Consider the following 25,538-nt stretch of genomic DNA (forward strand, 5'->3'; position numbering starts at 1 on the left):
CGCCCCTTTTTTGGGGCGCCTGCCTGGCGGTCTACGCCGCGCGCTACTACTGCTTCTTCGCGTCCTTCACGTTGGCCTCAGCGGCGGCCTTGTCGGCATTGGCCTGCGCGTCGGTTTTGGTCTTGTCCGCTTTCGCCTGGGCGACCGCGGCTTTCTTGTCGGCCTTCGCCTGCTCTTTCACGGCCTTCTTGTCCGCGTGCGTGGCGGGCGCCGAAGCCGGGTCCGCGGTCTGCGCGAGCACGGCCGATGACAGGCAAGCCGCGATCAGCGCGGCGTAAATGCGGGTTCGGCTGGAACGGTCGATGTTCATCTGGGTTCTCCCTGAGGCACAGCTTGCAAAGTGCCAGACGCCCGCGGCGCGCGAGCCTCGCCGACCCACGCGCCGCGGCATCCAGCAGGGCTTAATGCTTGACGTCCGGGCCGTCGGTCTGCGCGGCAGCCTGCCCTTCCATCTCCATCTTCATTTCGTTGCTGGCGCTCTGTTTGTCCGCCTTCTGGTTCAGCTTCGCGCCGCGCACCTGCTCCTTGTACTGGTCCTTCGCGGCCTTCTGCTCAGCCTTCAGTTCCGCCTTCGAGGACTTTTTCGCCGCGCGATACTCGGCGTTGGCCTTCGCGTCGGCGTCGCGCTTCTGTACGAGCGGGTCGGTCGAGCCCGAAGCCGTCAGACGGCCCGGCGGCGGCGCGGCGACGCCTTGCGCGGCGGGCGCGCCCGGGACTTGCTGCATGCCTTGCGCCGACGGCGGGGCCTGCATGCCTTGGGCGCCGGCCGCGGACGGCGGCGCCATCTCGGCGGCCCCTTGGCTCTGGATCTGCGCCTGACCGCCGATGCCTGTTGCCGGCTGCGCGGTCTGCGCGACGGCGGCCGTCGCGGCAAAAACGGTGAGGGCGGTACCGATCAGGAGCGTACGAATCTGGGTCATGGCTATCCTCTCTAGACTTGGTTGTGACACGGGCGGACTCTCTGGCGTCGTGATGATGGAATGGCCCACGCGCCCCGCCCGGTCTATGCGTCGCTGGATGGGTGGCCGGGGAGCGATCCCGGAATACCAGCGGGCTTTGCTGCTGAGGTGGACTTTAGGAGTGAAATCCATCCGGCGCGACCAGCGTTACGCAACGTTTCACTCTCCACAACTGAATAACATCTACTTTCATTTGCTTGCGCGATGGCTCGCTCGATGCATCCAGCACAGGCGGGGACAGCCCCGCGCCGCCGCGCCGCCGTGCACTTGCTTTATGATGCGAACCCCAACGCGACCCCGTGCCCAAGGCGCAAACGTCATGCCCAATCTCAATTTCACGCTGACCGGCGAGTACGTCGAACTTCACAATCTGCTGAAGATCACGGGCCTCGCGGATAGCGGCGGTTCCGCGAAGATGATGGTCGCGGACGGCGCCGTGATGGTCGATGGCCGGGTCGAGACCCGCAAGACCTGCAAGATCCGCGCGGGCCAGGTCGTGCTGCTCGGCGATACGCGGATCGCGGTCCACGAAGGCTGAGCCACTCCGGAAATTCGCAGGACGCCGCGCACCGGAACTGTGCGTTGTCCATCGACATCGCCCGGGCGAGGCAATAAGCTGTCGGTTTCGACAGGTAAACGACGGACCGCGCCATGGGCGAGGAGTCGGCTGACCGGCTCGCCGCCGCGCCGCGGAATTTCTCCGCCCGCTGCCCCGCCGCTCCACCGCCCGTCGGAGCGCGGCGCGATGCAATGCGGCGCCGCTTGCGCCCGCCTCTCGCTGTCGCCACTGCGGTTGCCGCCGCAGTTGCCAACTTTCGCCGCCAGGCATTCGATGACTCAACCCAGCTTCGCCCACGCGGCCAGCCGGCCGCCGACCCTATCCCGCCACGCGGCCGACACCGCGCGGCTCGCCGCCCCGCTCGCGATCGCGCAACTGTCGCAGATGGCGATGAGCGTGACCGACACGATCCTGCTCGGCTCGCTGGGCCCCGACGCGCTCGCCGCCGGCGGTCTCGGCGCGAACCTCTTTTTCGTGGTCGTCACGCTGCTGCAGGGCGTGCTGACCTCGGTCAGCGTCAGCGTCGCGCACGCGCGCGGCGCGCAGGACGACGGCCGCGTGCCGCATATCTACTGGACCGGTTTCCTGCTGTCGGTGCTGCTGGCGGTGCCGGCGTTCATTCTGTTGTCGTTCGCGTCGCACATCCTGCTCGCGTTCGGCGAGCCGGGCCTGCTCGCGCACAACGTCGGCCAATACGCGGCGGTGCTGCGCTGGGGCGCGCCCGCGAGCCTGATCGGCGTCGGCCTGATGCGCTCGTTCCTGCCGGCGATCGGCGCGGCGCGGCGGCTGCTGTGGGTGTCGATCGTGAGCGTCGGCGTGAACGGCTTTCTGAACTACGGGCTGATTCACGGCGCGTATGGGCTGCCGCGGCTCGGCTTTCTCGGCTCCGCGGCCGCGACCACGATCACCGTGTGGCTGACCGCGCTCGTGCTGATGGCGCTGCTGCATCTGCGGCCGCGCTTCAGGCATTTCGTCGTCGCGACGCGGCCGAAGCTGCCGCTGATGGGCGAGCTGTTCGGCATCGGCTGGCCGGTCGCGATCACCTACGGCGTCGAGTCGACGCTGTTCCTTGCCACCGGCCTGATGGTCGGCCTGCTCGGCGAATCGCAACTGGCCGCGCATCAGATCGCGCTGAACGTCGCGTCGGTCGCGTTCATGGTGCCGCTGTCGATCGGCCAGGCGGCCAATGTGCGGGTCGGCTACTGGGCCGGCGCCGGTCAGCCGCTCGCCGCGCGCCACGCGGGCTTCGTCGCGCTCGCGCTCGGCGTCGGCTTCATGTCGATGTCGGGTCTCGTGCTGATCGCCGCGCCGCATTGGATCGTCGGCCTGTATCTGCATCTCGACGACCCGGCCAACGCGCCGACCATCGCGCTCGCCAGTTCGCTGCTAGGCGTGGCGGCGATCTTCCAGATCGTCGACGGGATGCAGGCGGTGGGCTCCGGCTGTCTGCGCGGCCTGAAAGACACCCGCATCCCGATGATCGCCGCCGCGTTCGGCTACTGGGTGATCGGCTTTCCGACCGGCTATCTGCTCGCGTTTCACGCCGGCCTCGGCGCGCGCGGCTTGTGGTGGGGGCTGGCGGCAGGCCTCGCGAGCGTCGCGCTGCTGATGACACTGCGGTTTCACAAGCTGAGCGGCCGGCAACCGCCGACGGTGGCGTCAATCACACCGCCCGCGCACTCGGTCTGAGCGGCGCAGCGGCAAGTCTCACTCCTGAAGCACTCACTGTAAAAGGTAAAATGCCCGCCGCTGCACGCGAGCGCTAACCCGCGCTCGCGCGCCAGGAACCGCACGACGGCGCGCCTCACCAAGGCAAAAGCCGGACTGGCGCCGCCGGAGCACCCACCATTGCCCGCGACGCGTGCGGCTTCGATTGGCCGCCCGTGTTTGCCGCGCTTTCGCTACGGCGCATGCCGTAGCCGCTTCACCCGCTTCGGCGCGACGAACGCCGCAACGCCAGCCGACACCCGGCCGCGCCGCGGCCCCCGCTTTCTCGCGATACAACATAACCAAGGACCACCCGCCATGCTTGCCCGCGTCACCCGCCTGTTCCCGCTCTGGGCCGTGCTCGTCTCGGTCGCCGCGTACTTCTCGCCGGCCTCTTTTTCCGGCGTCGCGCCGCACGTCACCACGCTCCTCACGATCATCATGCTGGCGATGGGCGTCACGCTGTCGGCCGGCGATTTCCTGCGCGTGTTCACGCGCCCCGCGCCCGTGATCGCCGGCATCGTGCTGCACTACCTCGTGATGCCGCTCGCCGCATGGGTCATCGCGAAGGCGCTGCGCATGCCGCCCGACCTGACCGCCGGCATGGTGCTGGTCGGCAGCGTCGCGAGCGGCACCGCGTCGAATGTGATGATTTATCTCGCGCGCGGCGACGTCGCGTTGTCGGTGACGATCAGCGCGCTGTCGACGCTCGTCGGCGTATTCGCCACGCCGCTGCTCACGCGCCTTTACGTCGACGCGTCGATCGCCGTCGATGTGCACGGCATGCTGATGAGCATCCTGCAGATCGTCGCGCTACCGATCGTCGTCGGTCTCGTCGTCAATCATCTGTTCGGTAAGCTGGTGCGCAAGATCGAACCGATCCTGCCGCTCGTGTCGATGGTCGCGATCGTGCTGATCATCGGCGCAGTGGTGGGCGGCACGCAGAAGAGCATCGCGTCGGTGGGCTTCCTCGTGATGGTCGGCGTCGTGCTGCACAACGGCATCGGCCTGCTCGGCGGCTACTGGGGCGGCCGTCTGCTCGGGTTCGACGAAGCCGTCTGCCGGACGCTCGCGATCGAAGTCGGCATGCAGAACTCCGGCCTCGCCGCGACGCTCGGCAAGCTCTACTTCACGCCGATCGCCGCGCTGCCAGGCGCGCTGTTCTCGGTCTGGCACAACCTGTCGGGTTCGCTGCTCGCGGGCGTGTGGGCGGGCCGACCGGCGAAAGGCTCGACGCATCCCGATGGCGAGCGCGCGCTGCACGTCGAGCGCGTCTGATAACAGCCTCCGCGCGCCGCGGTTTGCAGCAGGCGATCGATCACCGAACCGCGGCGCCCTCGCGACCAGCGCGCGGCACTGCGCTGCGTTTGCCGACGTACGCGCAACCCGCGCCCCAATTCCCTTAGAATGATTTTCTCGACAGCGTGCACAGGCCTTCGCTGTCGCCACGCGAAAAGCTTGCAACGAGGGGAAAACAGCGTGCAGGGCCAATTCGAACAACATCGGCGGGCCGCGCGCCGCCGCTCGATAGTCAGCACAACGAGGCAAATCTTCCTGCTCTGTTGCGCGGCGGCATTTTTGACCGCCTGCGCGACGAAGCCGCCCGCCACCGCGTTCGACCGCCAGGTGACGCACGCGCTGCCGGCCACCGCCGATACGCCGCTGCGTGAAGCGCTCGCGCCGCTCGAGGCGAAGCATCCGGAGCAGTCGGGTTTCCGTGTGCTGGCGAACGGCACCGACGCGCTGCAAATGCGCATCGCACTTGCGCGCGCGGCGACCAAAACCCTCGACATGCAGTACTACATTGCCAACGAGGACACCACCGGCAAGCTGCTGCTCGGCGCCGCGTTATATGCGGCCGATCACGGCGTGCGGGTGCGCATGCTGGTCGATGACCTGAACTTCAAGGACATCGACCGCATCATGGCGGGGCTGGACACGCACGAGAACATCGAGATCCGCGTGTTCAACCCGTTCGGCAGCGCGCAGGAAGGCTTGTTCGAGCGCACCGCGAACCTGTTCACGCAGATCGGCCACTTCACGCGCCGCATGCACAACAAGGCGATGATCGCGGACAACCAGCTGGCGATCGTCGGCGGTCGCAACCTGGGCGACGAGTACTTCAGCGCGAGTGAAACGCTGCAGTTCCGCGACCTCGACGTGCTCGCGGCGGGCCCGATCGTCGCCGACGTCTCCGCGAGTTTCGACGACTACTGGAACAGCGAGCTCGCCTATCCGCTGCGTGCGCTGAACAAGCAGAAGTTCGACCAGAAGGAACTCGACCAGACGCGCGACGACCTGCGCCATCACTGGCGCACCAACGCCGATCCGTACAACGCGAAACCGCTGAACGCGACGCCGCTTGCCGCGCAGATCACGAGCGAGCAGCTCGGCCTCACGTGGGCGGACGCGGAATTCCGGGTAGACCTGCCGGAGAAGATCGAGCATCCGTCGCCGGACTACGTGAGCCCGCCGCTCGCGCGGCTGCGCGAACTGATGCGCGACGCGCAGCACGATTTCCTGATCGTGTCGCCCTACTTCGTGCCGCACGCCGCGGGGGTGCAGGCGGCCAGCGAGCTCACGCATCGCGGCATCCGTATCGCGGTGCTGACCAACTCGCTCGCAGCCACCGACGCGGTCGCCGTGCAGGCCGGCTACAGTCCGTTTCGCGTGCCGCTGCTGAAGGCCGGCGTCGAGCTGTACGAATTCAGGCCGCGCCAGGAAACGCCGAACGTCGGGCTGGTCGGCTCGCGTTCGCGCGCGAGCCTGCATGCGAAGGCCTACGTGATCGACCACAAGATTCTCGTGATCGGCTCGATGAACCTCGATCCGCGCTCGGCCAATCTGAACACCGAGCTGGCGCTCGTGATCCACAGCCCCGAACTGGCGAATCAGGTCGCGAGAATCTTCGAGCGCGGGACCCAGCCGGAGCAGAGCTACCACGTAACGCTCGCCGACTCGGCCCAGCTCGCCTATCTGCGCTCGATCGGCGCGCCGCCGTCGCCGCTCGTCTGGACCGACGTCGAGAACGGCGAGACACGCACCTACATTTTCGATCCGCAGGCCGGTTTTTACCGGAATGTGCTAACCGGTCTATTCTCGTTATTGCCTGTCAACTCGGAACTTTGAGAAGCGGAGTCAACCATGACTGAAGACGTACGGATGGAGCGCGACACCTTCGGCGAAATCGCGGTGCCGAACGCTCGCCTGTGGGGCGCGCAGACGCAGCGCTCGCTGCAGAACTTCAAGATCTCGACGGAAAAGCAGTCGCCCGAACTGATCACCGCGCTCGCGGTGATCAAGCGCGCGGCCGCCGAAGTCAATCTCGGCCTCGGGGTGCTCGACGAGCAGAAGGCGCGCGCGATCATGCAAGCGGCCGACGAGATCATCGACGGCAAGCATCCGGGCGAATTTCCGCTCGCGGTCTGGCAGACCGGTTCGGGCACGCAGACCAACATGAACCTCAACGAGGTGATCGCGAACCGCGCGAGCGAGCTGCTCGGCGGCGAGCGCGGCGAAGCGCGCAAGGTGCATCCGAACGATGACGTGAATCGCGGGCAGTCGTCGAACGACGTGTTTCCTACTGCGATGCACGTGGCCGCCGCAGACGCGATCGTCAAGCATCTGCTGCCCGCGCTGAAAACGTTGCGCGATACGCTCGACGGCAAGGCAAAAGCGTTCACCGATATCGTCAAGATCGGCCGCACGCACCTGCAGGATGCGACGCCGCTCACGCTCGGCCAGGAATTCTCCGGCTATGTCGCGCAGCTCGAGCATGGCATCCGGCACGTCGAGTCGGCGCTGCCGCACCTGTACGAGCTCGCACAGGGCGGCACCGCGGTCGGCACGGGACTGAACGCGCATCCGAAGTTCGCCGACAGCGTCGCCGCCGCGATCGGCAAGCTGACGGGTTTGCCATTCGTGTCGGCGCCGAACAAGTTCGAGGTGATGGCCGCGGCCGACGCGCTCGTCTTCGCGCACGGCGCGCTCAAAACGGTAGCGGCGAGCCTGAACAAGATCGCCAACGACATCCGCTGGCTCGCGAGCGGCCCGCGCTGCGGTCTCGGCGAGCTGTCGATCCCCGAAAACGAGCCGGGCAGCTCGATCATGCCGGGCAAGGTCAATCCGACCCAGTCCGAAGCATTGACGATGCTGTGCGCGCAGGTGTTCGGCAATGACGTCGCGGTGAACATCGGCGGCGCGAGCGGCAACTTCGAGCTGAACGTGTTCCGGCCGATGATCGCGCACAACCTGCTGCAGTCGGTGCGCCTGCTCGCCGACGGCGCGCAGAGCTTCAACGACAACTGTGCGGTCGGCATCGAGCCGAATCACGAGCGCATCGATACCTTGCTGAACGAATCGCTGATGCTGGTGACGGCGCTCAATCCGCACATCGGCTACGACAAGGCCGCGCAGATCGCGAAAAAGGCGCACAAGGAAGGCACGACGCTGAAGGCGTCGGCACTGGCGCTCGGCTATGTCACCGAGCAGCAGTTCGACGAGTGGGTGCGACCGAACGATATGGTCGGACGCACGGCATGATGATCCGCGAGGCGGCGTGACGGAAGGCGCGCAAACGGGCGCGCCGCGCGCCGCCCCGCTGCGCTCAGATTTTCCCCTGCGCGACTTCTTCCGGCTTCAGCTCGACGATCGCGTCGAGCGCTTCCTTCACGTCCATCGCGTACTTGGCAAGGCGCTTCTGCTCCTCGGTCTCCGGCAAGAAGGCGGGGACCGGCACCGGATGGCCGTTCTCGTTGACGGCGACCATCACGACGAGACAGTCGGTGGTCTGCAGCAGTTCACCGCCCTTCGGGTCGCCCGCGTGCACCGACACGTGGATGTGCATGCTGGTACGGCCCGTGGCGACGACGCGCGCGCGCAGTTCGACCAGATTGCCGACAAGAATCGGCCGACGAAAACGGATATTGCCGACGCTGACCGTCACGCAATAGCGCCCCGACCATACCGCCGCGCATGCGTAGGCGGTTTCGTCGATCCACTTCATCAGCGCGCCGCCGTGCACCTTGCCGCCGAAGTTGACCGAGGTCGGCTCGGCGAGAAAGCGGAAGGTGGTTTCCGAACGGTCCAGCGGTGCGGTGGGAAAAGTGCTCATCTTGACTCCGGTCAATCGGATGCATTGAAAGGAGGCGATTATACGAGCGCAATATTGCGCGCGGCGCGGCGTCGCATGGAAGACGCGGCGCGCGGCACGCCGATGGGCCGGCGGTCGGCCTAGTTGTGAAAGGTGATCCCTTGGTCGATGGTGCCGTACATGCTGATGCTGCCGCTGCCGGCCGAGCCCGAGCCGGCTCCGCCCCCTGCGCAGGCGGTAAACAGCAGAACCGTCGCCGCGACGGCCAGAAGCGTTTTCATCACATCGAATTCCTGCAAGAACAGGCTTCGATTCTAGCCTGGCGGCACGAGACGGCGCGGGAACGCGGGCGAGCGTGACACGTCCGTCACATTGATTGTTCACGCAAAGCTGAAACATCGAATACCTGATGCGCGTAGAGTAGGAATCGTGGCGGCGCCCTTTGCCGCCCCTTCAGGAGATTCGCGATGACCGCCCCCCTCTTAGACGACCAGAACCACTTCCCCGGCCTGAGCCGCATCGGCGCGCTACTCGCCGATCCCGGCCGCGCCGCGATGCTGTGGGCGCTGATGGACGGCAGCGCGCGCCCCGCGGGCGAACTGACGATGATCGCGGGGCTGTCGCCATCGGCGGCGAGCGCCCATCTCGGACGGCTCACCGACGGCGGCCTGCTCGCGCTCGAAGTGCGCGGCCGGCATCGCTATTTCCGTATCGCGTCGGCGGACATCGCCGCATCGATCGAAGCACTCGCGAACGTCGCGCAAGTCAGCGCGCCGCAGCGCTCCGTGCCGCGTCCCGCACGCACCGTGCCGCTGGAAATGCGCTTTGCGCGCACCTGCTACGACCACATGGCCGGCGAGCTGTCGGTGCGGATGTTCGAGCGCATGCTCGAGCGCGGGTTGCTGACGCAAGACGGCGCCTCGCTCGAAGCGACCGCGCAGGGCGCCGCCCGCTTCGCCGACTGGGGCATCGACCTCGCCGCGCAGAAGACCCGGCGGCGGCGCTTCGCGTGCACCTGCCTCGACTGGAGCATGCGCCGGCCGCATCTGGGCGGCGCGCTCGGCGCGGCGTTGCTCGACGCGTGGTCGGCGCATGGCTGGGTCGAGCGGACGGAGCGGCCGCGCGTGCTGCGCGTCACGCCGGCCGGCCATCAGCAATTCGATGCGTTTCTGGCCGGATAGACCGCTGAACCGGCTTTGCCGCGGAGCCGCGAGACCCGCGCGAGACCCGCGCGAGACCCGCGCGAGACCTTTTGTTACAGGCGAGCGAATCCACCTTACAAATGTGCGGGCCTTGAAACATAGGCGCCAGGTACAGTGACTGAACGGACCCGGCCGATTGCCGCGTCCGCCGGAGATCAGTCATGACACACGCCAAGCAACAAGTGCGGCAAGCGGGGATTCATCGCCGGACCAGCGGCTATACGCTGATCGCGGCCGCGGTCGTCGCGCTCGCCGCGCAAACCGCTCTCGCGCAGGAAGCGCCACCTGCGCCACCAGCCGCGGTAGCCGTCGGGTCGGGCGGCGAAGCGTCCGGGGGCGATCCGCCTGGGCGCATCGCGCGTCTGAACTACACGGCCGGGGCCGTGACCACCGAGCCCGCCGGCGCGACCGACTGGTCGTATGCTCAGATCAACCGGCCGCTGACGACCGGCGACCAGCTGTGGAACGACCAGAACGCCCGCTCCGAGCTGCACATCGGCTCGACCGCGGTGCGCCTCGGCCAGAACACGAGCCTCGACGTGCTCAACCTCGACGACACGACCGCGCAACTGAAAGTCGCGCAAGGCACGCTGTCGACACGCGTGCGCGAACTTGCGCCAGGGTCGTCGTATGAAATCGACACGCCGAATCTTGCGCTCGGCGTGAACGGTCCCGGCGACTACCGCGTCGACGTCGCCCCCGACGGCAGCAGCACGACCGTCACCGTGCGCAGCGGCAGCGCGATCGCTTACGGCGACGGCGGCCAGGTGCCGATTGCGGCGGGTGAGCAGATCCGCTTTGCCGGCACCAACCTGCAGCAACTCGCCGACAACCGCGCGCCCGCCGCCGACGAGCTCGACCAATGGGCCGCCAGCCGCGACGCCACCGAAGACCGCTCGCTGTCGGCGCGCTACGTGTCGCGCGACATCCCCGGCTACCAGGATCTCGATGCCAACGGCACATGGCGCGAGACGCCGCAGTACGGCGCAGTGTGGGTGCCGAACGCGACGCCGGCCGGCTGGGCGCCGTATCACGACGGCCACTGGGTCTGGCAGGCGCCGTGGGGCTGGACTTGGGTCGACGACCAGCCTTGGGGCTTCGCGCCGTACCACTACGGCCGCTGGGCCGACATCGACGGCGCGTGGGCTTGGGTGCCCGGTCCGCTCGAAGCGGACGTGGCGCCGGCCTATGCACCGGCGCTGGTCGCGTTCGTCGGTAATGACGACGGCGGCGCCGACTGGGGTGTCAACCTGGCGGTCGGCGGCGTCATCGCAGCGGGGGTCGCGTGGTTTCCGCTCGGGCCGGGCGAGCCGTGGCATCCGCATTGGGGCGATCACGATCGCTGGAGCGCCGGGTATTACAACCGCGTGAACCGCGCGACGATCTACAACGACTACCACCGCAACGTGAACACGTACGTGAACTATCGCGTGCCGGGCTGTGTGACGGCCGTGCCGGCGACCGCGTTCGTGCACGGTCAGCCGGTCCGACGCTTCTCGCAGAAGGTCGACCCGGCGCAGTGGCGCAACGCGCGAATCAATCCGGGCGCACCGGGGATCGCGCCGGTGCGCGAAAGCTTCGGGTCGGATCTGCGGCGTGCGAACTATCGGCCACCGGCGAGCGTCGCCGGCCGGCCGGTCGTCGCGACCCGCAATCCCGTCATGCCCGCCGCTTTCCACGACGAACTCGCGCAGCGCTTCGCGCAAAGCGGCGGCCGGGTGCCCGGCGGCGGCCAGCCGGTCGTGCGCACCTCGGTACCCGCGCATATGACCGGTGCACCTGGCGCGCTGCCGATGGCGAACGTGCGGGTCGTGCAATCGCATGTGCCGGGACGTCCGCCGGGGATGGCGGCAGGTGCGCCAGGTACGCCTGATACGCCTGGCGCAATGGGCGGCAACGCGCCGCATGGCGTCGAACAGGCCGGTCAGCGGCCCGGCGAAGCTGGCGCCGTGGTGCCGCGTGGCGAAGCGCCTGCGCAAGCGCGTGCGGGCATGCCGCCGCAGATGGTCGGCAACGGGCGTCCGCCGCAGCCCGGCGAGAGCAGGCTCGTGGGCAATCTGGGCCGTCCGTCGAATGGTGTGCCGCGGCCACCGCAAGCAGTCGGCGGTAATCCAGCCGACGCGGCAGCGCACGCAGGGCAGCACGGCGCGCCGAAGGAATGGGGCGCGGTCGGCAGGTCTCAGCCCGCATGGACGCAGCCGCATCCGCCGATGGCGCAGCAGGCGCCGCGCATGGAACAGCCCGGCCACCCGCAACAGCCGAGCTTCGCGCCGCAGTCCGGAGTGCCGCATCCGCCGGAAAACCCGGCCGCGCAGCAACAGGCGCGTGGGTCGAACTGGCATCCGCCTGCGATGCAACAGGCGCCGCGCGCCGTCCCGCCGCAGCAACCGCGTGCCGAACCACAAATGCAGCAGGCGCAACAGCCGCATTTCGAACCGCGTCCGCAGCCGATGCCGCAAGCGCCTCGGCCCGAGCCGCAGTTGCAGCAGGCGCAGCAGCCGCATTTCGAGCCGCGACCACAGCCGATGCCGGTGCCGCAAGCCCGGCCAGAGCCGCGTCCACAGATGCAGATGCAGATGCAGCAGCCACGCCCCGAACCGCGGCCCCAACCGGTGCAGCAGCCACGTCCGCAACCCCAGCCGCAGCCGCAACACGTCGAGCAGCACCAAGGCGGCGGCAATCGCGACGACCATCACAGGAGCTGAGCAGGACACCTGCCGTTCCGGCAACGAAAAAGCCCCGCGATACACGCCATCGCGGGGCTTTTCTATATCGGGGGCGAACGCTATCGCCCCGCTTCCACCGAGATCAGATCGCCATCGGAGCCGTCAGCGGCTCGTGATGCTGATATCCGATCAGCGAGAAATCCGCCGGCTCGATTTTCTCGAGCCATTCCGGCTCGTACACCCCGGTCTTCGCGTAGTCGGGCACGCGATCGGAAATCGCGAGCCGCGGACTCTCGTACGGCTCGCGCTTGAGTTGCTGATGCAGCATATCCAGCTGATTCTCGTAGATGTGCGCGTCGCCGATGAAATAGCTGAACCAGCGCGGCGTATAGCCCGTCAGCCGTCCGACCAGGTGCAGCAGCGCCGCACCCTCGGTCAGATTGAACGGCGTGCCGAGCCCGACGTCGTTGCTGCGGATATACAGGCACAGCGAAATTTCGCGGCGCGTCACGTTCGGCAGGAACTGGTACAGCAGATGGCAAGCCGGCAGCGCGATCTGATCGAGCACGGCCGGATTCCAGGCATGGAACAGAATCCGTCGATCGGCGGGGTTCTGCATGATCGTGTCGAGACACTGGCGCAGTTGGTCGATCGCCTTGTAAAGCAATACCTTCGAGCGGCCATCTTCGTCGAACTGCGTGATCACGCGAAAACCGCGCGCCTGCGCGTCGGCCAGCTGCGCACTGGCGCTGGCGTCGAGCACCTTATAGGCCGGCCACTTGCGCCATTGCACGCCGTACACGTCACCGAGATCATCGGGGCCCTCGCGATACGGATTGGCGAGCCACTGCGCGTTCTGATTAGCGTTGCCGTCCCACACCTTGCAGCCGAGCTCGCGGAAATCCGCGGCGCTGCGCGAGGCACGCAGAAACCCGACCAGCTCGCCGATCGCCGACTTGAACGCGAGCTTCTTCGTCGTGACCGCGGGGAAGCCTTGCTGCAGATCGAAGCGCAGCATCGCACCGGGCATGCTGATGGTGCGAATGCCGGTGCGGTTTTCCTGCCACGTGCCGGTATCGAGAATCGTGCGGACGAGGTCCAGGTATTGTTTCATGCGGTTTCCTTCGACGCGGCGCGAACCCGATCAGGCGCGCTCACGGAATTGAGCAAAGCCCGATTCTAACAAGCGCGACCGGACGACGCCGGGGCATGGCGCGCCGCATGGGAAATATCGAGGGGGAATATCAGACGGAAAGGAAAACGCCGGGGTACGCGATATATGCGAGCGGCAAACAGGTGCACGCAAAAGTGCTTCGAGGCGACGCGCCAGACCTTCACAAGCCGCGTCGCCAGCCTCGCCGCTTACAGATGCTGCACCGACGCCGGCAAATCGCCGTGCGGCGCCGACATCGGCTCGCCTTCCATATGGCGCATGCCGTGCGAGCACAGCAGCCGGTACAGCGTCACCCGCGAGATGCCGAGCTCCTGTGCCGCGTCTCCGAGCCGCCCGCGATGCCGCAGCAACGCAAGCTCGATCGCCTGACGTTCCGCCGCTTCGCGCGCCTGCGCGAGCGACACCGGCACGATCTCGACGTATTCGGCGAGTTCGAGGTCGCGCGCGGTGATCGCGCGTCCTTCCGACATCACGATCGCGCGCCGCACCCGGTTGATCAGCTCGCGCACGTTGCCGGGCCAGCCGTAGTTATGAAGCGCGGCGATCGCGTCGGGCGCGAAGCCGCGCAGACGGCGGCTCGCATCCTTCTTGAAACGTTCGAGCATGTGTCGCGCGAGCAGCTCGATGTCCTTGCCGCGCGCACGCAGCGGCGGCTCGTCGATCTGCAGCACGCAGAGGCGGTGATACAGGTCGGAACGGAAGCGTCCTTCGATCATCGCCGCGGTCATGTCCACGTGCGTCGCCGAAATGATGCGCACGTCGACATCGATCGCGGTATGTCCGCCGAGCCGCTCGACCTTGCGCTCCTGCAGGAAGCGCAACAGGCTCGCCTGGCTTTCGAGCGGCAGATCGCCGATTTCGTCGAGAAACAGCGTGCCGCCGTTGGCCGCTTCGACTCGGCCGATCTTGCGCTGGTTCGCGCCGGTGAACGCACCGCGCTCGTAGCCGAACAGTTCCGATTGCAGAAGATGCGGCGGAATCGCGCCGCAATTGATTGGCACGAACGGCGCGTTGCGCCGCGCCGAGCGTTCATGAATCGCGACCGCCGTCAGCTCCTTGCCGGTGCCCGATTCGCCGGAGATAAACACCGGCGCGTCGGTCATCGCGACTTTGCGGATCGAGCGGAATAGCGCGAGCATCGCGTCGCACGAGCCGACCATCTCGCCCTCGGCGCCTTGCAAACCGTCGTGCGGGGTCGCGTCGCTCAGCGAGATCATGCCGTACGCATGACCGACCGAGTCGACGATACGGTCGCCAGAAGACGGCACCGTCACGTAATCAAAACAGTAGTCGCGCACGAGCCGGCGCAACGCGGCGTCTTGCAGTTGGCCAGGCGCAGTGGCAGCGACCCAGCCGACGTTCGGCATGGTCAAACAGGATTCAAAAGCGGCGATTTCGTGCGGCTGGAAATCACTGGACAAATCGAGCAGGCCGCCAGCTGCCGAGCCGGTGCGCACTGCCCGGCGCGCATCGCGCGCCGATCCCACGACTTCCACATGCCAGCCACGCTGCATAAAACGCGTATTCAGTTCCGCGCTGGGGTGACGCGAAACGTAAATCAGTTGCCGCGCTGCGGGTTCCATTATTCAGATCCTCTCGTCAACGAACGTTAAGGACGACGCATGCACCTGAAACTGAGGTTCAGACACGCTGACTCGTCCGGGATTCGCGAATCGCAAAACCCGAACGGCCATTCCATTCCGTGCGGACAGCTGATCCCCAAGAAAGCGGCGTGTGTGTTTGAGACGGCCTGATATGGGCCTTTTTTAAATCTGAAGCTGTTTTCGAGAGCTTACTATACGTGCGCCGCTTCGAAAACAATTATGCGAATTTAATCGATGGACCCCTTGCCCATCATGGTTTAGCGGCCGATCACCATATATTCAGCCGACAAATAAAACATTAGTGGAAGCGCTTTTCGTGGCGTTCCCGCGACGGTAGTTCGTACCTTACAGATTATCGAATTATAGGTATTTTCTGCTGACCCGTTTCAGGGCTGCAACGTTTTTACCCCATTTGGAACGCATTAGTTGTCATTCCGCCGGTGGGCGCCAGATGCATCAATGGATTGCGAGCGATGGCACATGTTTCGCTAATTGGCGAACACGAGGGAGACACATCATGCGACTCGCATTCCGCATCGATCTGATAAGCCGCCGCGCACCATTCTTCGCAATTTGCGCAGCCCTGGCGCTCAGCGCCCTGCCGGCGAGTGCCGACACCCAGACAACGCCAGCCGCCCCGACGCGTTCCGTCACGCCGGCGGATTTCAACGATGCCACCGACCCCGCCTCCGCCAGCCCGCAAACTGCTTCGCCGGTTGCCGCGGAGGACGGCAGCCAGCTTGCCGCCAACGCGTCGAGCCGGGCTGGCGATGCTGCATCGATGAACGATATTTCGCTCGACGACCAGATGCTGTCGCGGCAACGCGGCGGCGCGGTCGGCATGCTGATGGTCGCCGCGACGCCACAGTTGATGCAAGGCGGCGGCAACCAGGTGACGTTGTGGGACGAGATCGCCCCGCCCTCGCCGCTGCCCGTGCCCGTCGATGCAGCACGCGCCGCCCAGGGCAACGTCGCGACATACCAGCGCAAGTGAGCAGGACGAAGCAACGAACCGATAGCAAATAACCAGGGAATGCGGGACCGGTGGCCGCGCGAAAGTTGACGCACCCCACGACGGCGGGACACAAGCAACAACAGAGAAGGGACCGGGACATGAGCAGGAACCACCAGACGCCGCGCGCCCTCGGGCTGCCGGCGGCGTCGTTCAGCAACGCTCCCGTCTTGCCGCGCACCGCTTTGGCCGGCACCGCCCTCCTCGCCAGCGTCCTCGTCAGCGCCTGCTTCGCGAGCCATGCGTATGCCGAGCAGGTCGCCAATCCGGGGGACATCATCGTCGAGCGCAGCGTCACGCCGCGCGACGCGTTCGTCCCCGTACCGCGCGACGAGGACCCGGTCGCGGTGCGCGCCACCACGTTCCCGGCCAACTCGTTCGACCCGACGATCGCGACGCTCGTCGGCGACACCGATCTGACCAACGCGCACGGCTCGAACGGCGTCGTCGCCGGCGGCGTGCTCGGCGGCACGGGCATGCAGGCCGTCACGCAGATCCTCTCCGGCAAGGCGACCGGCAATACGATCCCGCTGAACGCGGGCGGCATCGGCGGACCGGCGACGGGCGTCGGCGGCACGATCAGCTCGTCCGTGACGGGCGCGCTCGCGCCGCTATCGAACGTGCTCGGCGGCGCACCCGGAGGTCTGAAATGAACACGCGCCTTGGCCCCTCGCTGCCATCGCTCGAATCACTGCAATTCACTTCGGCGCGCACTTCCCTGCGCGTCTGCGCGTGCCTGTGCATGGGCGTCGCTGCGCTCGTCGCCGGCGAGGCCCACGCGCAGTCGGCGGCGGCGCCGGTCGTCGGCGCCACCGCGACGATCGGCAGCGGCGCGGGCATGGGCGCGACGGGCGCGCTCTCGGTCAACGAAACCGCTGGCCTCGACAACGCGCAGATCAACCAGATCACGGTGACGAACGGCGCCGCCGTCGGCAACGCGAACGCGAGCGTGCAAAGCGCGTCGGTGGTCGCCAACGTGCCGCGCGCGCAAGCGTCGATCGAGGCCAATGCGTTTTCGAACACATCCGGCGCGGTGCTGGTGAACCAGTCGGCCGGAGCAGGGAATCTGCAGCGCAACGGCACCCAGATCGGGACTGCGGCGCTCGGAGTCGAGACCGTCTCGGATGGGGAGCTATCCGCGACGGCCCCGAAAAACGGCAGTCCGGGGCGGTCGAACACGATTCACGGCGTGCGCGAGGCAAGCATTTCCAGCGATGCCTTCCGTAACGCGAGCGGAATCGTGCAGATCAACCAGGCAGCCGGCGCCGGTAATGCCACGGCAAACAGTTTTGTGCTCCGTCCCCCGGCGGGCACTTTTTTTAAATGACCACACTTAAGTATCGGAGCGAATCATGAAGCGCACTCTTATTGCCACGGCCGTTCTCGTTGCCGCATCCGGCAGCGTGCTTGCCGCGCCGCAGAAGGCCTACCTGTTCAATACGACGGTCGTCGGCGAGATGGTCGGCGTCGAGGGTATGGTCGGACTGTTTGGCTGCGTGCATGTCTCCAGCACGGCTAACGCGGTGATCAACAACAATCAGATGGTCAACGTCAACGCGACGCTCGATCCGCAGGCGCAGACCTACACCACCGGCACCGTGACCACGACCATCAACAACAACAGGTCGTCGGTCAGAGGCGGCGGCACGGCATTCGCGTTCACGACGCAAAGCCATACCTCGTCGAGCTCGAGCGCGCAGGGCTTCGAAGCTTCGGGCGGCTATGCGTACGGCAGCCAGAGTGCGAGCGTGACGAGCGGCGGCTATGAAACGAGCCAGCAGGCAGCCGGCATCGCGGGCAGCTTCTCGCACACGAGTCAGAACTCGGGCGGCCATATCGCGGCGGGCAGCTCGATCGGCGGCAGCTACAGCTATCAGGACCACAACACGCCCTCGCACGGCAGCGGCTCGTTCAGCGCCCACGGCGGCCTGCACGCCGGTTATCGCGAGTCGAGCTACTCGAACTCGTCGGGCGTCGCCGGCGCCTTCGAAGCGAGCGAAGCATCCGGGCAAAGCCGTTCCTGGAGCTTCAAGGCGAGCGAAGGCTCCGGCTTTGCGAGGGTCGGCGAGCAATCGTCGAGCTACTCGCGCAGCAGCTCTTCGTCGACCAACGCGTACCGCGCCGTATGGGGCATCGACGAAGGCCTCACGACGACCGACGTGACGACGCGCGGCTCGATCACGCAGCACATCAACAACGAGGCGGCCGCCACGCTGAACGCGACCACCGGCACCAACGCGGCCAGCAACGTGTCGGGCAACCTCGGCATCAACATCGCGGAAGGCATCAACAACGCGCAGAGCAACGACGTGTCGCTCGCGTCAGTCGACGTCGGCAACGTGTTCGGCAACGCGCAGGACTTCAACGTGCAGTCCTCGGGCGGCAGCGCGGCGATCCACAACTTCAATCTGAACGCGTCGGTCGGCAACGGGTCGCTGTCGGGCGTGACGGGCAACGTCGGCGTGAACATCGCGTCCGGCATCGGCAACGCGCAGGACAACGCGCTTGCCGGCGCAGTAACGACGACCTCGCCGGGCAAGGCGCTGACCACCGCGATGGATGCGACGGATGACAACTCGCAATCCGCCACGATGGTCGTTCACGGGCAATTCCAGGGCACCGCAAGTCTGGGCGCCGATACTTTGAAAGGCGCCTCCGGCAACATCGGCGTGAACATCGCCGGCGGCGCGGGCAACTTGCAGCACAACGGCCTTGCCATCGCGGCGCTGAACAGCGGCAAGTAAGCCGACGACGCGACGACCGCGGGCAAGCAGAAAAAGCAAAAGCAGTCGGAAGGGCAGGAGACCAGCATGACCGGGTTCAAGGGGTTCCCGGCGCTACCGTTCGCGGTAGCGCTGGCAGGCTGCGTGCTGTGCGCGGACCACGCCGCGGCGCAGTCGAGCATCGACACGTCCACGTTCGTCGGCGTGCCATTGACGAAGACGGTCCGTTCGATGAAGGACCTGCGCTACAACCACATCGTCAATCAGCAGTTCGACTACAGCTGCGGCGCGGCGGCGCTCGCCACCCTCCTCAAGTATGGCTACGGCATCGATATTCCGGAAACCGAACTGATCCGCCGGATGATGGTTTTCTCGACGCCCGAAGTCGTCGTCAAGAACGGCTTCTCGATGCTCGACATGAAGCACTTCGTCGAGACCATCGGACTGCGCGGCCGCGGCTTTCGCGTCAACGTCGACGCGCTTCACCACCTTCAGATCCCCGTGATGGTCCTGATGAACATCGACGGCTACGAGCATTTCGTGATCGTCAAGCATGCGCAGGACGGCCGCGTGTTCATCGCGGACCCGGCGCTCGGCAATCGCATCGTGCTCGAAGACGACTTCGCGAAGACCTGGAACGGCCTCGTGTTCGCGGTCCTCGGCAAACCCTTCAGGGAGGATTCACCGCTGTTGCAGGACAACGAGTCGCTCGCGCTGAAGCTGCGCGCCGCCGCGCTGGCGGCCGGCACCGCCGCGACGCCCTTTTTCGAGTACGGCTTGAACAAGGCAGACATGTTCTGATCCCGCCATGAAGTCACACCTGACACCGCTTGGGTTCGTGCTCTGCTCCATCGCCTGTGGCGCAAGCAGCATTGCCCATGCTTCGGAGGGCGCCGCCTCGCCACCGGCTCCCGAAGTTTCGACACGGTCCGCGCCGGGCGCCGAGCCGCTGCGAGTGCAGCTGGTCGGCGACGACGTGCTCGCGACCCAGACCGGCAAATACGCCGGCGCGACGATGATCTCCGGCTTCGTGCTGAACGTCATTTCGCAATGGCAGTTGCCCAACGGCGCGAGCGCGCTCGCTCAAGGCTCGCTGAGCGCGGTACAGAACGGTGGCGGCCAGCTCACGAGTTCCGTCAGCACGTTCGCGAGCGTGACCGGCGGCGCGCACGGCCATGCCGGCGATTCGGGCGCCAATCCGAATGCGCAGGCGCGCGGCGGCCAGAGCATCGGCGTCAACGGCGTGTCGCAGGTTAGCCAGGTCGCGGGCGATCGCAACAGCGGCACCAACTCCGCGCTGATCGACTTCAACAACAGCGCCGCGACGCTGACCGGCTCCGGCAACGCGCCGTCGGCGACGGCCAGCAATTCGACCGGCTCCGTGAAAGCCGGCATTTCGTTCGGCAGCAACGGCGTGAACGTCGCGCTGCAGACACCCGCTGGGCTCGCCACCCAGAGCATCGCGCCGAGCAACGGGCAGATCGCCCAGTTGCTGCAGATCGCAGGCAATAACCAGCAAGTCGCCAACGCCCTGCAACTGCATCTGCAAACCCAGCAGATGTCGGCTTCGATGCTTCGTCAGTTGGGCGTACTGCAGGCACTGCAAAACAGGAGATAACGGAGCGGGCCGCCACCCGCCAGTTGCACCACAAGCAGAAAAGAGACGGCCGCGCAGTCAGGACCGCGCGGCCGGACCACCGGGGGAGCAAATAATGAAAAAAGTGTCATCGACCAGGGCACCGCGCATGGCTCTCGCGGCCATTCCGGCCGCCGTCATGCTTTGGGCTCTTTCTCAGCCAGCGAGCGCGCAGGCGCTCGCCGGTCAATCCGTGGAGGACCGTCTGAACACGCTGATGCGCGTCGTCGACGAGCAGCAGCGGCAGATCCATTCGCTCGAACGCCAGGTCACCGAACTCGAGATGGCGCAACGCGGCCGCGGCGTGCCGGGCGCCGGCGCTCCCGCGGGCAGCGGCGCGGTGGCCGAGCAGCCCGGCGCCGACGGCCTGCCTGTGCCGCTGCCGCCGCTCGCGCAGATCGCGCCTGGCGCGCCCGCGCCGGCGGGCACCACCGGCACCGCCACCGGCGTGCCGGTCAATCCGCCGACGCCGGACGGCAGCAACGCGGGCACCGCCAGCGCCGGCGGACTGCCCACCGCCACCGACGGCAGCGGCGCGGTCGGCCAGACCCAGCGCGCGAGCGAACCGGTGCGCACGCAGGCCGAGCAGGCGGTCGTGCAGCGCGAGCATGCGCCGCTGTTCGACCACAAGCTGACGATGGACTTCGGCATCAGCGACACCTACTACGACCGTCGCCAGTTGCAGTTGTCGGGCTTCCTCGCGCTCGACGCGATCTTCCTCGGCAACATCAACCTCGGCCAGACCAAGTCGCACCAGGTGATGGCGGACCTCGACACGCGCTACGGCGTGTCCGACCGCGTCAACGTCGACGTCGACGTGCCGTACGTGTACCGGCGCAGCACCTTCATCGTCGGCGGCGCGGGCGGCGCGGCCAGCACGCTGTCGGACGCGACGGTGTCGAGTCACGACATCGGCGACGTGAATTTCGGCATCTACTACCAGTTCGTCAGGGAAACCAATGCGCTGCCGGACGTGGTCGGCAGTCTGCGCGTGAAGGCGCCGACCGGCAGCTCGCCGTTCGGCGAAAAAGTCGTGCAGATCGACGCGAACAACACCAACCTCGTCGCGCCGACCCGACTGCCGACCGGCACCGGTTTCTGGAACATCACCGCGGGTCTGTCGGTGCTGAAGACCTACGACCCGGTCGTGCTGTTCGGCAGCGTTTCCTACACCTACAACATCGCGCGTTCGTTCGCGGACATCTCGTCGGTGCAGGGACAAACCGAACCGGCGACGGTCAAGCTCGGCGACATCGTGCAGTTCGGCGGCGGCGTCGCGCTCGCGTTCTCCGACAAGGATTCGGCCAGCGTGTCGTTCACGATGGCGCTCGAACCCGAGTCGGAGACCAAGGCGCCGGGCGGCAGCTACCAGAAGGTGCCGGGCAGCGAAACCACGGCCGCGGCGATGAATTTTGGCCTGAACCACGTCGTGAACAAGCACCTGACCATCAATGGCTCGGTATCGATCGGACTCACACCCGACGCGCCGAACTTCGTGGTCGGCGTGCGCTTTCCGTACACCTTCTGACGTGCCAACGATACGAGGTCGAACGTGCGTGAATCACCTCATCTGAGCAGTGTGGCTTCCGTCGCGGCAGCGGGATCGCATCTGTCGCTCGCGGCGCCGAAGCAGCGCGCCGCGGTGCCGTCCGCCGGGGCCGCCGCGGCGCCGGCCGTCGAGCCACCGGCTAGCAACGAAACCGGCGCGCCCGCGAGCGCCGCGATGCCGGGCGTCGCGCGACAGCTGCTGTACGTCGCGCGCACCCCCGACGAAACGCTGATCGCGCATCTGAAAAGCCGCGGCTGGCAGGTCGCGGCCGCGCGCTCGGCGCACGAACTCGGGCGGCTTTTGAAGCCGGACATAACGTGCGCGGGCATCGTCGATCTGGCGAGCTTCGCGCCGCGCGACATCGGCGGACTCGAGGCGAGCCTGCGTCAGCAGCAGATCGGCTGGATCGCGCTCGCGAGCAACGAGCGGCTCAGCGATCCGCTGGTGCGACGTCTCGTGCGCCACTTCTGCTTCGACTTCGTGAAGCTGCCCGTCGCGCACGCGACGATCGACTATCTGGCCGGCCACGCGTTCGGCATGGTCACGCTGTGCGACCCGGAGTTCCCGCCGCCCGCCAGCGAAGCGGGCGACGAGGAAATGGTCGGCACCTGCGAGGCGATGCAGCAGCTCTTTCGCACGATCCGCAAGGTTGCGAACACCGACGCGAGCGTGTTCATCGCGGGGGAATCGGGCACCGGCAAGGAGTTGACCGCGCTGGCGATCCACGAGCGCTCGCCGCGCCGCAAGGCGCCGTTCATGCCGATCAACTGCGGCGCGATTCCGCATCACCTTCTCCAATCCGAACTGTTCGGCTACGAGCGCGGCGCCTTTACCGGCGCGAATCAGCGCAAGATCGGCCGAGTCGAGGCTGCCGACGGCGGCACGCTGTTTCTCGACGAGATCGGCGACCTGCCGCTCGAAAGCCAGGCGAGCCTGCTGCGCTTTCTGCAGGAAGGCAAGATCGAGCGGCTCGGCGGACGCGAATCGATCCCGGTCGACGTGCGCATCATCTCGGCGACCCACGTGGATCTCGACGGCGCAATGCGCGACGGCCAGTTCCGCGCGGACCTGTTTCATCGCCTGTGCGTGCTGCGCGTCGACGAGCCGCCGCTGCGCGCGCGTGGGCGGGACATCGAGATTCTCGCGTACCACATCCTGCACAAGTTCAAGACCGACAACGCGCGCAAGATTCGCGGCTTCACGCCGTCGGCGATCGAGGCGCTCTACAACTACAACTGGCCCGGCAACGTGCGCGAGCTGATCAACCGCGTGCGCCGCGCGATCGTGATGGCCGAGAACAAGCTGATCTCAGCCGACGACCTCGACCTCGCCGGTTTTACCGAGCAGCAAAGCATGACGCTTACCCAGGCGCGCGAGGCAGCCGAGAAGCGCGCGATCGAGGCCGCGCTGCTGCGCCACCGGCACCGCTTGAACGAGGCAGCGGTGGATCTGAACATTTCGCGCGTGACGCTGTATCGGCTGATGGGCGTGCACGGTTTGCGCGAACCGGGTGGCGCCGACGACAAGAAAGGGCTCGCCACGGACGGGGTGGCGCAGGGGTGAGCAGCGGGCGGGCATCGGTGCGCATCGGTGGGTCGGGTAGAATCGCCCGGTTACCCTCCTCTTTCCATTCGATGACGACGCTCACCCTGATCGTCGCTCGCGCCAGCAACGGCGTGATCGGCCGCGACAACCAGTTGCCCTGGCGACTGCCCGAAGACCTCAAGTTCTTCAAGCGCACGACGATGGGCGCGCCCATCATCATGGGCCGCAAGACACATGAATCGATCGGCCGGCCGCTGCCGGGACGCCGCAACATCGTCGTCACGCGCGATGCCTCGCGGCGCTTTCAAGGCTGCGATACCGCGACCAATCTCGACGAAGCGCTCGCGCTCGCCGCGCAGGACCAGGCGCCGCAGGCGTTTCTGATCGGCGGCGCGGAGTTGTACGACGAAGGGCTGCGCCACGCGGACAAGCTGATCGTCACCGAAATCGCCGCCGACTTCGACGGCGATGCGACCTTCCCCGCGATCGACCCGCGCGTGTGGGAAGAAATCGCGCGCGAAGCGCATCACTCGAATGCGCCGAACGACTTCGATTACGCATTCGTCACATATCAACGCAAGGACGTCTGACGGCACGCGCCACGCATGCAATAAAAAAACGCCACGCAACGTTGAGCTGCGTGGCGTTTTCGTTTGATATGGGACAGCGCCGGAACGCGCCGCCGCGCGGCTTACTGCCCCGCGATCGTCATCCTCTCGATCAGCACCGAGCCGGTCTGCTTGGTGCCGCGCGTGATCGTATCCGCGCCGATTGCGACGATATGGCGGAACATCTCCTGCAGCGTGCTCGCGACCGTGATCTCTTCGACCGGGTACTGGATCTTGCCGTTCTCGACCCAGAAGCCCGACGCACCGCGCGAGTAGTCGCCCGTCACGTAGTTGACGCCCTGCCCCATCAGCTCGGTCAGCAAGAGACCCGTGCCGAGCTTCTTCAGCATGGCTTCGAAGTCGTCGTCGGCGCGCGTGTTCGAGCTGAGCAGCGACAGGTTGTGCGAGCCGCCCGCGTTGCCGGTGGTCTTCATGCCGAGCTTGCGCGCCGAGTAGGTGGACAAGAAGTAGCCCTCGACGACGCCGTCCTTCACGACCGAGCGCTGACGCGTGCGCACGCCTTCCTCGTCGAACGGCGCGCTGCCCATCGCGCGCGCGACGTGCGGATCTTCGACCACCTGCACGTGCGGCGCGAACACCGGCTTGCCGAGGCTGTCGACCAGAAACGAGGTCTTGCGATACAGCGCGCCGCCGCTCGTTGCCTGCACGAACGCGCCGAGCAGGCCCGCCGCGAGCGGCGCTTCGAACAGCACCGGCACCTTGCGCGTGTCGAGGCCGCGCGCGCCGATGCGAGCGAGCGCGCGCTGCGCCGCGTAACGGCCGACCGCTTCCGGATCGGCGAGCTCGTCGGCGCTGCGCGTCGACGTGTACCAGTCGTCGCGCTGCATGTTGCGGCCGCTGCCGGCGATCGGCGCGCACGCGATGTAGTGGCGCGAGTACGGGTAGCCGGCGAGAAAGCCGCGCGAGGTCGCCAGCACGAACTGCGAATGCTGTGCCGACACGCTCGCGCCTTCGGAGTTCTTGATCTGCGGATCGGTCGCGAACGCGGCGTCTTCGGCGCGGCGCGCGATTTCGACCGCTTCGTCGGCCGACAGATTCCACGGGTGATACAGATCGAGGTCGCGCGGCGCGGTTTCGAGCAGCTCGGCTTCGGCGAGGCCCGCGCAATCGTCTTCGGCGGTGAAGCGCGCGATGTTGTAGGCGGCCGCGACCGTGTCCTTCAAGGCTTGCGGCGAGAAGTCCGAGGTGCTCGCGTTGCCGCGCTTGTTGCCGATGAACACCGTCACACCGACCATCTTGTCGCGGTTGTGCTCGATCGTCTCGACTTCGCCGCGCCGCACGGAGACGGACAGGCCGTCGCCCTCGGAGATTTCGGTTGCGGCGTCGGTACCGCCGAGCGCCTTCGCGTGACGGAGGATGTCCGAGGCGATTTCCTTCAGTTCATCCTGGGTATGCGGAAAAAAGCGCTGCTTGACGTCCATGTCTGCTGCCATTGTGGTTGCCGTCCTGTTGGGGCCGCGCGGCCCTGGGTATGCGCACCG

General features: G+C 66.8%; 23 protein-coding genes. 16 read left to right on the forward strand and 7 right to left on the reverse strand.

Annotation, left to right across the window (positions count from 1 at the left end):
- Nucleotides 1–46: 46 nt before the first annotated feature.
- Nucleotides 47–310, reverse strand: a complete 264-nt coding sequence (locus AB3X95_RS06280; protein WP_176124195.1) for a hypothetical protein — start codon at nucleotides 308–310, stop codon at nucleotides 47–49.
- 91 nt (nucleotides 311–401) lie between these two features.
- Entirely contained in the window at nucleotides 402–920 is a 519-nt protein-coding gene (locus AB3X95_RS06285; RefSeq protein ID WP_368620906.1) for a hypothetical protein, read from the reverse strand.
- A gap of 358 nt (nucleotides 921–1,278) precedes the next feature.
- Between AB3X95_RS06285 and AB3X95_RS06290 the strand changes: the two genes are divergently transcribed.
- The 5 genes from AB3X95_RS06290 (at nucleotide 1,279) to fumC (ending at nucleotide 7,767) form a co-directional block, all read left to right on the forward strand.
- Nucleotides 1,279–1,497, forward strand: a complete 219-nt coding sequence (locus AB3X95_RS06290; RefSeq protein ID WP_013090085.1) for an RNA-binding S4 domain-containing protein — start codon at nucleotides 1,279–1,281, stop codon at nucleotides 1,495–1,497.
- Between the two features lie 294 nt (nucleotides 1,498–1,791).
- Nucleotides 1,792–3,207, forward strand: coding sequence for an MATE family efflux transporter (locus AB3X95_RS06295; protein ID WP_184226538.1), 1,416 nt, complete (start codon nucleotides 1,792–1,794; stop codon nucleotides 3,205–3,207).
- A 336-nt stretch (nucleotides 3,208–3,543) separates the two neighbouring features.
- Entirely contained in the window at nucleotides 3,544–4,503 is a 960-nt protein-coding gene (locus AB3X95_RS06300; RefSeq protein WP_176366118.1) for a bile acid:sodium symporter family protein, read from the forward strand.
- Nucleotides 4,504–4,632: 129 nt separating this feature from the next.
- Complete coding sequence (locus tag AB3X95_RS06305; RefSeq protein ID WP_368620907.1) at nucleotides 4,633–6,354, forward strand: phospholipase D family protein; 1,722 nt, start codon at nucleotides 4,633–4,635, stop codon at nucleotides 6,352–6,354.
- 15 nt (nucleotides 6,355–6,369) lie between these two features.
- The gene (gene fumC / locus AB3X95_RS06310; protein ID WP_176124199.1) at nucleotides 6,370–7,767 is read left to right on the forward strand and encodes a class II fumarate hydratase; all 1,398 of its coding nucleotides are present in this window, start codon (nucleotides 6,370–6,372) and stop codon (nucleotides 7,765–7,767) included.
- Nucleotides 7,768–7,831: 64 nt separating this feature from the next.
- On the opposite strand, the gene AB3X95_RS06315 is transcribed toward fumC, so the two are convergent.
- The gene (locus tag AB3X95_RS06315; RefSeq protein ID WP_184226535.1) at nucleotides 7,832–8,338 is read right to left on the reverse strand and encodes an acyl-CoA thioesterase; all 507 of its coding nucleotides are present in this window, start codon (nucleotides 8,336–8,338) and stop codon (nucleotides 7,832–7,834) included.
- Nucleotides 8,339–8,457: 119 nt separating this feature from the next.
- Nucleotides 8,458–8,598 carry a hypothetical protein gene (locus AB3X95_RS06320; protein ID WP_176105427.1) on the reverse strand — a complete coding sequence of 47 codons (141 nt, stop codon included), beginning with the start codon at nucleotides 8,596–8,598 and terminating at the stop codon, nucleotides 8,458–8,460.
- A 186-nt stretch (nucleotides 8,599–8,784) separates the two neighbouring features.
- On the opposite strand from AB3X95_RS06320, the gene AB3X95_RS06325 reads away from it, so the two are divergent.
- Both AB3X95_RS06325 and AB3X95_RS06330 read left to right on the forward strand, forming a co-directional pair.
- Nucleotides 8,785–9,498, forward strand: coding sequence for a helix-turn-helix transcriptional regulator (locus AB3X95_RS06325; protein WP_176124200.1), 714 nt, complete (start codon nucleotides 8,785–8,787; stop codon nucleotides 9,496–9,498).
- A 182-nt stretch (nucleotides 9,499–9,680) separates the two neighbouring features.
- On the forward strand, nucleotides 9,681–12,224 hold the full coding sequence (locus AB3X95_RS06330; protein WP_368620908.1) for a DUF6600 domain-containing protein: 2,544 nt from the start codon (nucleotides 9,681–9,683) through the stop codon (nucleotides 12,222–12,224).
- A 103-nt stretch (nucleotides 12,225–12,327) separates the two neighbouring features.
- Here AB3X95_RS06330 and AB3X95_RS06335 read toward each other — a convergent pair whose 3' ends face one another.
- Together AB3X95_RS06335 and AB3X95_RS06340 are read right to left on the reverse strand one after the other, a co-directional pair.
- On the reverse strand, nucleotides 12,328–13,299 hold the full coding sequence (locus AB3X95_RS06335) for a thymidylate synthase (protein ID WP_176380321.1): 972 nt from the start codon (nucleotides 13,297–13,299) through the stop codon (nucleotides 12,328–12,330).
- A gap of 248 nt (nucleotides 13,300–13,547) precedes the next feature.
- Nucleotides 13,548–14,942: a sigma-54 dependent transcriptional regulator gene (locus tag AB3X95_RS06340; protein ID WP_176366122.1), complete on the reverse strand. Its 1,395-nt coding sequence runs from the start codon at nucleotides 14,940–14,942 to the stop codon at nucleotides 13,548–13,550.
- A 538-nt stretch (nucleotides 14,943–15,480) separates the two neighbouring features.
- Here AB3X95_RS06340 and AB3X95_RS06345 point away from each other — a divergent pair.
- The 9 genes from AB3X95_RS06345 (at nucleotide 15,481) to AB3X95_RS06385 (ending at nucleotide 24,018) form a co-directional block, all read left to right on the forward strand.
- Nucleotides 15,481–15,957 carry a hypothetical protein gene (locus AB3X95_RS06345; RefSeq protein ID WP_368620909.1) on the forward strand — a complete coding sequence of 159 codons (477 nt, stop codon included), beginning with the start codon at nucleotides 15,481–15,483 and terminating at the stop codon, nucleotides 15,955–15,957.
- Between the two features lie 119 nt (nucleotides 15,958–16,076).
- Nucleotides 16,077–16,628: a hypothetical protein gene (locus AB3X95_RS06350; protein WP_368620910.1), complete on the forward strand. Its 552-nt coding sequence runs from the start codon at nucleotides 16,077–16,079 to the stop codon at nucleotides 16,626–16,628.
- On the forward strand, nucleotides 16,625–17,302 hold the full coding sequence (locus tag AB3X95_RS06355; RefSeq protein WP_368620911.1) for a hypothetical protein: 678 nt from the start codon (nucleotides 16,625–16,627) through the stop codon (nucleotides 17,300–17,302). Before AB3X95_RS06350 ends, AB3X95_RS06355 begins: the two co-directional genes overlap by 4 nt.
- A gap of 25 nt (nucleotides 17,303–17,327) precedes the next feature.
- Nucleotides 17,328–18,719, forward strand: coding sequence for a hypothetical protein (locus AB3X95_RS06360; protein WP_368620912.1), 1,392 nt, complete (start codon nucleotides 17,328–17,330; stop codon nucleotides 18,717–18,719).
- A 66-nt stretch (nucleotides 18,720–18,785) separates the two neighbouring features.
- Nucleotides 18,786–19,499, forward strand: a complete 714-nt coding sequence (locus AB3X95_RS06365) for a C39 family peptidase (protein ID WP_176124208.1) — start codon at nucleotides 18,786–18,788, stop codon at nucleotides 19,497–19,499.
- A 7-nt stretch (nucleotides 19,500–19,506) separates the two neighbouring features.
- Entirely contained in the window at nucleotides 19,507–20,316 is an 810-nt protein-coding gene (locus AB3X95_RS06370) for a peptidase C39 (protein ID WP_368620913.1), read from the forward strand.
- A gap of 94 nt (nucleotides 20,317–20,410) precedes the next feature.
- Nucleotides 20,411–21,862: a hypothetical protein gene (locus AB3X95_RS06375; RefSeq protein ID WP_368620914.1), complete on the forward strand. Its 1,452-nt coding sequence runs from the start codon at nucleotides 20,411–20,413 to the stop codon at nucleotides 21,860–21,862.
- A gap of 24 nt (nucleotides 21,863–21,886) precedes the next feature.
- Nucleotides 21,887–23,446 carry a sigma 54-interacting transcriptional regulator gene (locus tag AB3X95_RS06380; RefSeq protein WP_368620915.1) on the forward strand — a complete coding sequence of 520 codons (1,560 nt, stop codon included), beginning with the start codon at nucleotides 21,887–21,889 and terminating at the stop codon, nucleotides 23,444–23,446.
- Between the two features lie 71 nt (nucleotides 23,447–23,517).
- A complete protein-coding gene (locus AB3X95_RS06385; protein WP_176124212.1) occupies nucleotides 23,518–24,018 on the forward strand; it encodes a dihydrofolate reductase in 501 nt (166 codons plus the stop codon).
- 101 nt (nucleotides 24,019–24,119) lie between these two features.
- Here the strand turns inward: AB3X95_RS06385 and pmbA are convergent, their stop codons facing one another.
- Nucleotides 24,120–25,490 (reverse strand): metalloprotease PmbA, encoded by a 1,371-nt coding sequence (gene pmbA, locus AB3X95_RS06390; protein ID WP_176124213.1) that lies wholly within the window; start codon nucleotides 25,488–25,490, stop codon nucleotides 24,120–24,122.
- Nucleotides 25,491–25,538 lie beyond the last annotated feature (48 nt).

Origin of the sequence: Paraburkholderia sp. BR13444 (genome assembly GCF_040948755.1) — a bacterium.
Taxonomy (GTDB): Bacteria; Pseudomonadota; Gammaproteobacteria; order Burkholderiales; family Burkholderiaceae; genus Paraburkholderia; species Paraburkholderia youngii.

Coding starts and splice junctions, on each gene's coding strand:
- AB3X95_RS06325 (WP_176124200.1), top strand. CDS start 8,785: ATGACCGCCCCCCTCTTAGACGACCAGAACCACTTCCCCGGCCTGAGC.
- pmbA (WP_176124213.1), bottom strand. CDS start 25,490: ATGGCAGCAGACATGGACGTCAAGCAGCGCTTTTTTCCGCATACCCAG.
- AB3X95_RS06385 (WP_176124212.1), top strand. CDS start 23,518: ATGACGACGCTCACCCTGATCGTCGCTCGCGCCAGCAACGGCGTGATC.
- AB3X95_RS06350 (WP_368620910.1), top strand. CDS start 16,077: ATGAGCAGGAACCACCAGACGCCGCGCGCCCTCGGGCTGCCGGCGGCG.
- AB3X95_RS06320 (WP_176105427.1), bottom strand. CDS start 8,598: ATGAAAACGCTTCTGGCCGTCGCGGCGACGGTTCTGCTGTTTACCGCC.
- AB3X95_RS06355 (WP_368620911.1), top strand. CDS start 16,625: ATGAACACGCGCCTTGGCCCCTCGCTGCCATCGCTCGAATCACTGCAA.
- AB3X95_RS06360 (WP_368620912.1), top strand. CDS start 17,328: ATGAAGCGCACTCTTATTGCCACGGCCGTTCTCGTTGCCGCATCCGGC.
- AB3X95_RS06365 (WP_176124208.1), top strand. CDS start 18,786: ATGACCGGGTTCAAGGGGTTCCCGGCGCTACCGTTCGCGGTAGCGCTG.
- AB3X95_RS06280 (WP_176124195.1), bottom strand. CDS start 310: ATGAACATCGACCGTTCCAGCCGAACCCGCATTTACGCCGCGCTGATC.
- AB3X95_RS06370 (WP_368620913.1), top strand. CDS start 19,507: ATGAAGTCACACCTGACACCGCTTGGGTTCGTGCTCTGCTCCATCGCC.
- AB3X95_RS06305 (WP_368620907.1), top strand. CDS start 4,633: ATGATTTTCTCGACAGCGTGCACAGGCCTTCGCTGTCGCCACGCGAAA.
- AB3X95_RS06295 (WP_184226538.1), top strand. CDS start 1,792: ATGACTCAACCCAGCTTCGCCCACGCGGCCAGCCGGCCGCCGACCCTA.
- AB3X95_RS06340 (WP_176366122.1), bottom strand. CDS start 14,942: ATGGAACCCGCAGCGCGGCAACTGATTTACGTTTCGCGTCACCCCAGC.
- AB3X95_RS06300 (WP_176366118.1), top strand. CDS start 3,544: ATGCTTGCCCGCGTCACCCGCCTGTTCCCGCTCTGGGCCGTGCTCGTC.
- AB3X95_RS06285 (WP_368620906.1), bottom strand. CDS start 920: ATGACCCAGATTCGTACGCTCCTGATCGGTACCGCCCTCACCGTTTTT.
- AB3X95_RS06290 (WP_013090085.1), top strand. CDS start 1,279: ATGCCCAATCTCAATTTCACGCTGACCGGCGAGTACGTCGAACTTCAC.
- AB3X95_RS06335 (WP_176380321.1), bottom strand. CDS start 13,299: ATGAAACAATACCTGGACCTCGTCCGCACGATTCTCGATACCGGCACG.
- AB3X95_RS06345 (WP_368620909.1), top strand. CDS start 15,481: ATGCGACTCGCATTCCGCATCGATCTGATAAGCCGCCGCGCACCATTC.
- fumC (WP_176124199.1), top strand. CDS start 6,370: ATGACTGAAGACGTACGGATGGAGCGCGACACCTTCGGCGAAATCGCG.
- AB3X95_RS06375 (WP_368620914.1), top strand. CDS start 20,411: ATGAAAAAAGTGTCATCGACCAGGGCACCGCGCATGGCTCTCGCGGCC.
- AB3X95_RS06315 (WP_184226535.1), bottom strand. CDS start 8,338: ATGAGCACTTTTCCCACCGCACCGCTGGACCGTTCGGAAACCACCTTC.
- AB3X95_RS06330 (WP_368620908.1), top strand. CDS start 9,681: ATGACACACGCCAAGCAACAAGTGCGGCAAGCGGGGATTCATCGCCGG.